General features: G+C 42.8%; 9 protein-coding genes. 7 read left to right on the forward strand and 2 right to left on the reverse strand.

Annotated features, from left to right (window positions below):
- Positions 1–60 precede the first annotated feature (60 nt).
- Positions 61–513 (reverse strand): cytidine/deoxycytidylate deaminase family protein, encoded by a 453-nt coding sequence (locus IBX40_09070; GenBank protein ID MBE0524464.1) that lies wholly within the window; start codon positions 511–513, stop codon positions 61–63.
- A gap of 134 nt (positions 514–647) precedes the next feature.
- On the opposite strand from IBX40_09070, the gene IBX40_09075 reads away from it, so the two are divergent.
- Genes IBX40_09075 through thiI form a run of 3 tightly spaced genes read left to right on the forward strand, consistent with a single transcriptional unit; the run spans position 648 to position 4,413 of the window.
- The gene (locus IBX40_09075; protein ID MBE0524465.1) at positions 648–1,583 is read left to right on the forward strand and encodes a protein translocase subunit SecF; all 936 of its coding nucleotides are present in this window, start codon (positions 648–650) and stop codon (positions 1,581–1,583) included.
- On the forward strand, positions 1,580–3,232 hold the full coding sequence (locus tag IBX40_09080; GenBank protein MBE0524466.1) for a preprotein translocase subunit SecD: 1,653 nt from the start codon (positions 1,580–1,582) through the stop codon (positions 3,230–3,232). Before IBX40_09075 ends, IBX40_09080 begins: the two co-directional genes overlap by 4 nt.
- Entirely contained in the window at positions 3,232–4,413 is a 1,182-nt protein-coding gene (gene thiI, locus IBX40_09085) for a tRNA 4-thiouridine(8) synthase ThiI (protein ID MBE0524467.1), read from the forward strand. The genes IBX40_09080 and thiI overlap by 1 nt, the downstream gene beginning before the upstream one ends.
- A 6-nt stretch (positions 4,414–4,419) precedes the next feature.
- On the opposite strand, the gene IBX40_09090 is transcribed toward thiI, so the two are convergent.
- Complete coding sequence (locus IBX40_09090; protein MBE0524468.1) at positions 4,420–4,680, reverse strand: hypothetical protein; 261 nt, start codon at positions 4,678–4,680, stop codon at positions 4,420–4,422.
- A gap of 79 nt (positions 4,681–4,759) precedes the next feature.
- On the opposite strand from IBX40_09090, the gene IBX40_09095 reads away from it, so the two are divergent.
- From IBX40_09095 to IBX40_09110, 4 genes are all read left to right on the forward strand, one after another.
- Positions 4,760–5,317 carry a hypothetical protein gene (locus tag IBX40_09095; GenBank protein ID MBE0524469.1) on the forward strand — a complete coding sequence of 186 codons (558 nt, stop codon included), beginning with the start codon at positions 4,760–4,762 and terminating at the stop codon, positions 5,315–5,317.
- Between the two features lie 20 nt (positions 5,318–5,337).
- Positions 5,338–6,294, forward strand: a complete 957-nt coding sequence (locus tag IBX40_09100; protein ID MBE0524470.1) for a UbiA family prenyltransferase — start codon at positions 5,338–5,340, stop codon at positions 6,292–6,294.
- A gap of 2 nt (positions 6,295–6,296) precedes the next feature.
- Complete coding sequence (locus IBX40_09105; GenBank protein ID MBE0524471.1) at positions 6,297–7,472, forward strand: NAD(P)/FAD-dependent oxidoreductase; 1,176 nt, start codon at positions 6,297–6,299, stop codon at positions 7,470–7,472.
- 333 nt (positions 7,473–7,805) lie between these two features.
- On the forward strand, positions 7,806–8,113 hold a 308-nt coding region (locus IBX40_09110), incomplete at its 3' end, for an IS1634 family transposase (protein MBE0524472.1).

Here is an 8,113-nt window from a genome sequence, read left to right on the forward strand (position 1 = left end):
CAATCCTTCTTTTATTGTTTGTTTATAATCTATTTAAAACAGTTTAATAGATAGGATCTTTTAATCCTGTTTGAAACTTACTACTTCGACTCCTGCGCTTTTAAAAAACTTTATAGCTTCATTATCTGGATAGGGATTTGCATATACTACCCTTGTTATCCTGGAATTGATGATCATTTTGGCACATAAAACACATGGTTGATGAGTACAGTACAACGTGGCATTCTCTACACTTACACCATGCAATGCTGATTGGATAATTGCATTCTGTTCAGCGTGAACGGCTCTGCAAAGCTCGTGCCTGGTACCTGATTTGATGTTTTGCTGCTGGCGAATGCAGCCAATATCGAGACAATGCTCCAGGTTCCTGGGTGCACCATTATATCCAGTGGCCAGGATCCTCTTGTCCCGAACAATGACCGCACCTACTTTTTTTCTCAGGCAGGTTGTCCTTTTGGCAACAACTTCAGCAATTTCCATAAAATATTCGTCTAATGTGGGTCTTTTATCCATGTTTTCCAAATATGAACTTTTTTTGAGGCAAAATGATAGTAAAAGGTAAATAAGTTATGATATATCTACAGCTTAATTATTTTGAAATGAGACCGTTATTATGATTTATTATTTATTATTTATGGTGTAAATTAATGAAGACCATCGACACAGAACATTATATAACATCCTATCTTGGACGATTCTCAATAAAACAGATGATCGCCATACCAATGGTGGCATTATTAGTATCTCTAATAATCCTGGGCTGGTCATATTATAGTACAGGCAGCCCGGTCGAACTGGGTGTTGAATTTACAGGGGGTACCATTGTAACTCTTGAATCTCCTGATTCATATAGCTCGGTACAGCAGGAATTTGCTTCCCGGTTCCCTGATACCCCACCCATAAGTGCAAGAGACGCAGGTGGCGGGCGGGTATTGCTGCAGTTCGGTCCCATGGACATATCCCAGCAATTAGAGCTTAATAAATACATTAGTTCCAATTACGGTCAGGATGTATACCTGAAACAGATGAGTGCCTTATATGGCACAAACCTGCAGCAAAGTGCCATTAAAGCAGTCTTTTTTGCATTTATTGGTATGGCCATTATTGTATATTTCATTTTTAAATCAATAGTCCCTTCAGGAGCTGTTGTATTGTCTGCTTTTTCTGATATTATAATTGCAGCCACCCTTATGAACCTGTTCAACATATCGTTGTCGCTTGGAACTGTAGCAGCATTGTTAATGCTGATCGGTTACTCAGTCGACAGTGATATCCTGCTTACTACAAGGGTGCTAAAAAGAAGGGGAACTACTGACGAAAAATTACGGGCAGCTATGAAGACCGGTCTAACCATGACCTCAACCACACTGGCAGCAATCTTTGTACTGTTCGTAGTCAGCACCTTTGCCCATTTCGTAACATCATTTTCCAGGATCGATATCATATCTGATATTTCAATAGTGCTGCTTTTGGGTCTTATAACTGATCTTATGAACACCTGGATGTTGAATGCTGGTATCCTTAAATGGTACACTTCCAGGGACTCATCCACCAGGAAGAAGAAAAGGGGGCGAAAGAAATGAACGGTGAAGAGGGCGAGAAAGGACTCAGCAGCGACTACAGGGTCATTCTGCTGGTGGGAGCATTAATATTATCTTTGATCATTTTATTTTTGCCTGCCGTATTTCCGGAATTGAATTATGGAGGGCTCAGGTATGGCCTGGACCTTGACGGGGGTTCATGGCTCCAGCTTAGACCTGAAGGAGCTTTGGTCCAGATAGATGCTGATCTGGGTCAGATCATCAGTCAGGAATATGGAGCATTATTGAACGAAACCATTACACTGACCAAAGAAACCACATCCGAAGTGTCATTTACTACCAATAAAGCTGTCACTGATAAACAAATCGAATCATTAGGGTACGGTCAGGCTACTGTATTGACCAGGGGAGGGATTACTACTGTAGTTCTACAGGTATCAAAAACCCAGGTCATTACCAGATATCTTGAAAATAAATATAAAACAGAAGTCGTGATTATTGAGGACAGGGATGGTTTGTGGTTCGAGATCAGAAAAAAGACATCTGCTGAAGAATTGGAATCAATATTGATACCTGTAAAGGGATCAATATTAGCATATAAGGACGGGGTATCACCTACCACGCTGGCAGATACAAAAATAATACTTGAAAATAAATTGAATCTTTTTGGTCTGAGCGATATCAAACCAACCATTGTGGATAATGAATTTATTCTGATCGACCTGGCTGGAATAGATATAGATACTGCCCTGGACCTGGCAGGGACCCCTGGTAAATTTGAGATACGGATCCAGACAAAAGGAAATGAAACCCAACATGCCATTTACGGAGAAGATATTCAGTCGGTAGGTTTCCATAAAACTGACCGATTTGGAATCTGGGGTGTACCCTTTACCCTGACCCTGCAGGGTGCTGAAGCATTACAACAAGTAGCTATTGAGACAAATGCTGTTAATGATCCGGACAACCACAACGTAATAATGTTGCTGGATAATAATGAGATCTATAGTGCGCCTTTATCAAAAGACCTGGCAGACAGCCTGAAATATGTACCAGCACAACAAATGATAGCATCATTCGGTACTGATAGCGGGAGCAAAGAAAGGGCAAAACAACTGGAAACCCATTTAAGGGCCGGTGCACTGCCCGTTAATGTGGAAGTTATAGGTTCCGGACAGGTACCAGCTTCTCTTGGAGCACAGTTCAAGGAACTGACAGCTATTGCAGGCTTACTTGCCATCATTATGGTGTCATTCATTATCTACCTTAGATATCGCAGAAAAGAGATCATGCTCCCCATGATCCTGACTTCCTTAAGTGAAGTTGTAATGATACTGGGTTTTGCATCAGCAGTGAAATGGCAGCTTGACCTGCCCGCCATTGCAGGCATAATTGCTGTTATAGGAACTGGTATAGACCATCTGGTGATCATTACTGATGAAGTGCTGTACGAAGGGAAACTACCCCCCACAAAGATATATCTCACCAGGATATCCCGGGCATTCAGCATTATTTTTGCAGCCGCAGCCACTACCATTATCGCAATGATATGGCTGGTCTGGATGGGATTCGGTGCAATGAGACTTTTTGCGCTGACCACAATAGTAGGTGTGCTGATCGGGGTCTTAATAGCCAGACCTGCTTATGCCAGGATAATCAAAGAAGTGCTGAAGGAAGAGCAGGACGAATAATGACTGTTAATGATATTGTTCTTATCAGATACGGTGAGATAGCTCTGAAGAGCAGCACTGTCAGGAACCGGTATGAAAAAACCCTTATGTCCAATATACGATCCATGCTTGATGCAGGGAGCATTGAGTACAGCGATATTTCCAGGGAATGGGGGCGTATTTATATTCATACGACAGACCCGGACGCTGCAAAAAGTGCTTCAAAAGTATTCGGTGTGGTATCGGTCAGTCCAGCCATCACCTGTGCACCTACCCTGGAATCTGCAGCGTCCAATGCTGCCGATGTAGGTGAGGTATTTATTAATGAAGGTGATTCATTTGGAGTTAGACCCAGACGTTCGGGCAGACATTCATTTTCAAGCCGGGATATTGGTGTGGCCTGTGGCGACGCAATATGGGAACGGATCGAGGACCGCCATCCCATGGTTGATCTTACATCTCCTGACAAAGAGATATTTGTTGAGATCAGGCAGGACCATGGATATGTATTTACTGAAATTGTCCAGGGCGTGGGCGGTCTGCCATTAGGTACACAGGGACGGATGGTTGCACTTGTATCAGGTGGTATTGATTCACCTGTGGCAGCCTGGCTTATGATGAAACGGGGCTGTGTGGTCATTCCTGTGTATGTCAACAATGACCCCTTTTCAGATGAGACTACAAGACAGAGGGCATTTGAATGCATCCGTGTGCTCCAGAATTGGGCTCCGAGTCATCCTTTTACAGTATACGAAGTCCCGAATGGTGATAGCCAGGTATCATTTTTATCTGAGTGCAATCCCCACTATACCTGTGTGCTCTGCCGCAGGATGATGTACAGGATAGCATCTGGCATAATGGAAAAAGAGCATGCTCTAGGCATAATAACAGGTGCGTCACTGGGGCAGGTTGCCAGCCAGACAGCTGAGAATATGCTGGCAGAAACCTGCGGGATACATGTACCCATCTACCATCCTCTGATCGGTCTTGATAAGACTGAGATCGTGGATATTGCCAGAAGGATCGGGACATTTGATGCGTCCACAAAACCTGCCACTTGCTGTACTGCAGTACCTGAAAAACCTGTTACAGCTGCAAAATGTAAAAATATATGCAACGAAGAAGCAGAGATAGATGTGCAGGTCCTGCTTCAAACCGCCATGTCTGGCGCTAGAATCGTTCCCTCATCAGAATATATTTGAAATTTATCATTGGCCGTTAATAGTCTCAAGCATGGTTTTAGCTACCTGCAAAGCCTCGTCTTCGGTCTTTACATGTTTTACCAGCATCCTGCCTGCAGGAAATAATGATACTTCAGCCTCTCCATGATCAAATATGATTATTTGTGGAGTGATGACTTTGGCCTTTAGGATCTTTCCTGCCCGCTTTAGATCGATTCCTGTAAATACATTGACTTCAAATGCTGTTTTACCGGAACACAGGCTTACTGATATTTTTCTGGACAACATTCTATTTATTCCTCAAATTACATTATATAGTATATTTGATAATAGTAAATTGTTATAGTATAATTTCTCTGGTTCGATCATGAAAACTTGGAAAATCTTCTTGAAATGTTTCATAATTCTTTTATTGATACTATTTGTGACCCCGCAAGCTTATGCAGAACAGAGGATTTATACTACATTGGTCGACGGTACCAGCATTTACTTATCCCCGGGTGAGACCTGGCCTTTTTATCAGGGATATTCATTTTCCCTTAAAAGTGTCACTGATGATAAAGGATGGGTGGTATTAAAACTTAATGATACAATAATAAAATCTGCGGTTTTACCACCTGGTGAGACCTTTTATTATAATGTTACACCACCTGATTCCAATGAACATGTCATCTTCAGCCTGACTGTTTCAGGGATATATTCTGGAGAAGATTCAGACATTGTTACTTTCTCTCCAGTATATCAATATAGTAACTTAGATCTCTCTTCAGCAACCCCTATTCCAACACAAGGTCCAGATAATTCAGATAATAATACAAATACATTTAATTCAACCACTAACCGTGCAGATTCCCCTGGATTCAATATCCTGGTTACAGTAATTATAATATGTATTTGCAGTATATTTATACGAAAATCAAGATAACAAAAAAAACATATTAAAAAATGGATAAAGGAATTTTAACAATGATACGACCGTATATCGAGATGTTACGCCCTGAGATCGCTGATATGGACCTGGCGCTTCCGGCAGCCAGTGCCCTGCTTGCAACCTATTATGTTACGGGTGGCCCACCAGATGTGTTGCCATTTGTCGTGGCTGTAGTAGGGGCATATTTCGCTATAACCAGTTCTTATGTATTAAATGATTATTGCGACGTGGATATTGATTGTATTAATCTTCCAAATCGTCCTCTTCCTTCATCACGGATTTCGCGGAAAAATGCACTTTCATATGCTGTCCTGCTGGCAGTGATAGGAGGGGCTGCTGCTTTTTATCTTAACCCTGAATCACTTTTGGTTTTTATTATTGCAGCATCAGTTATCACTTTTTATTCAATTATGGCAAAACGCACCACATTTTTAAGCTTTGTACCTGTGGGCATCTCATACGGGCTTGTTCCCATAGGTGTCTGGCTTGCTTTTGATCCGGCAGGAATTTTGAAACCAGGTATTGATCCTCAAATACTTCCATTACCTGGAATATTCCTGGGAATCATGATGTGTGTGACAGACTGGGGTTTTACCCTTAGCGGTGTGGCCAGGGACGTTGAGGGGGATAGGGCTAAAGGTGCACCCACCACACCTGTGACCTTCGGGATACCTGCCACTTCAAAGTTCATATTCGTTTGTTGGGTAATAGGTGTGGCAGCATCACTTGTTATCGGGTATACTGCGGCTTTGGGTCCCCTATACTTTGCCGGTGCGCTCGCAGGTGGTGCCTGGATACTCTGGCAGTCCCTGGATTTTATTCGAAATCCTGTTCCTGAAAGGGGTGGTAAACTGTTTTTGCAGGGTTCAAGGTACCGTGGTGTGATGTTCGGTTCACTGATTGTTGATGTGCTGCTTATGATATTGTTAAAATCTGCAGGATATCCATTCTGGAATTTAGCTGGTCTTTGAACATGGATCTTGATGCTGATATCCTGGTTATCGGTGCAAGTCCAGCCGGGGTCATGGCCGCCAGAAATGCAGCACTAAAGGGTACAAAGGTGATCCTGATAGACTGCAAGGAGGATATGGGTCGCCCCCCACATCCCGCAAATACGTTCTTCAAGTTCATGATGGACCACAACTGTGAGCCTATACAGGACGATTATATTGTCAATAGACTGAAGGGCATGAAGATCATATCTCCCGGCGGCAGCATTGTCGAGATAGAAACCCCAGGATATTTTATAGACAGGTCTCTTTTTGATAACCATTACAAGAATCAATTGATTAAAGCAGGAGTGGAAATACAGACCGGTGTGGATGCACAGGCAGTGATGCGATCGGATACTGGAAATTCCAGGACCAGCACTTCAGGTGGCATTGTAACATCAAAGCTGGTTATTGCAGCAAATGGTATCCAATCCAGAATTGCGGCCCAGATGGGACTAAAGACGACACATTATCCGGGGGATATTGCCTGGGCAATGGAGGCAGAAGTCAGAGCTCCCGGTATTGGGGAGCCTGACATGTTCGAGTATTATATTGGGAACCATTCACCTGGCTGGAAGTCCACCTATTCTCCTGCCGGGGGTGACAGGGCCACTCTGGGAGTGTATGTCAGGCGGCATGGCAGGGATGTGTCTGCATTTTTTAACAAGTGGCTGAAGCGGTTTGCCAAAATGAAAGGATACGGGCCTGAAGATATTGAGATTATTGCAACTTTTACAGGAGGCGATCCCATAGCCACGGTCCCGAAACAGCTTATTACAGATGGATTTATGGTAACAGGCGGGGCCGCTGGCCAGAGCGGGATAGGGTACAGCATGCGGGCAGGCCAGATCTGCGGCGAAGTGGCTGCTGAGGCTATAAAATCGGGAAATGTGTCAAAGAAAAGCCTGAAAGCTTATCCTGAACTGTGGAAAAAGGAATTTGCCAGTGAATATTGGATGGGACGAATTGGGCTGGAACTGGTCAGGAAGATGACTAATAAGGAAATCGATACTGTTGCGTCGGTATTTGCAGGCCAGGACCTCTCATCCTTGAAAGGGCCGCCGTTAGTGCAGGGTATTAAGACCGGACTGTTCGTTGCAGCGCACAAGCCTTCGGCATTGTGGGCGTACCGGGCGATATTGCGGCGGAAATCATAAATCAATATCCTGTAAATTCCACCCGATATTTGGCAGTAACCTACAAATTATGACTTTTCTGTATAAATTGAACTTGTTGATTGACGATTTTTAATAGTATTCGTCAAGGAACACGGATGGTACGGATTCGACGGATACGCACGGATTCGGAGATTCTAACTTGACTTTCAAAGATACACGAATTGATGCCTAATTTTCATTGAAAATCGTTAGCATGCGACCATGCTGCAATTTTATATGCGTATGGCCTAACTTTTATTACCACAATAATACCTTTATTGCTATCGATTATAATGGATATTTATTTATATATGTATTACCTAATATTGTAATATGGTATCACTGAAGAAGAAGAACATCAAAGGTCATACCTATTGGTATGCCATAGAAATGGCACGAATTGATGGCAAGCCCAAACAGGTGTGGCAAAAGTACCTTGGAACTGCAGAAAAGATTGTGGAATTGAAAGAAAAAGCAGCAGAATTGCCTCACATCAAACTAAAATCATTTCAATATGGCAAAACAGCAGCTTTGCTATCTATATCAGATGAACTAAACTTCATTGAAACCGTAAACAAACACACCAACAAAAAGAAAATTGAAGGGTTGACAGTTGGTGAATATCTCCTCTTAAACATCAT

The sequence above is a fragment of the Methanosarcinales archaeon genome, assembly GCA_014859725.1.
Classification (GTDB): Archaea; Halobacteriota; Methanosarcinia; order Methanosarcinales; family Methanocomedenaceae; genus Kmv04.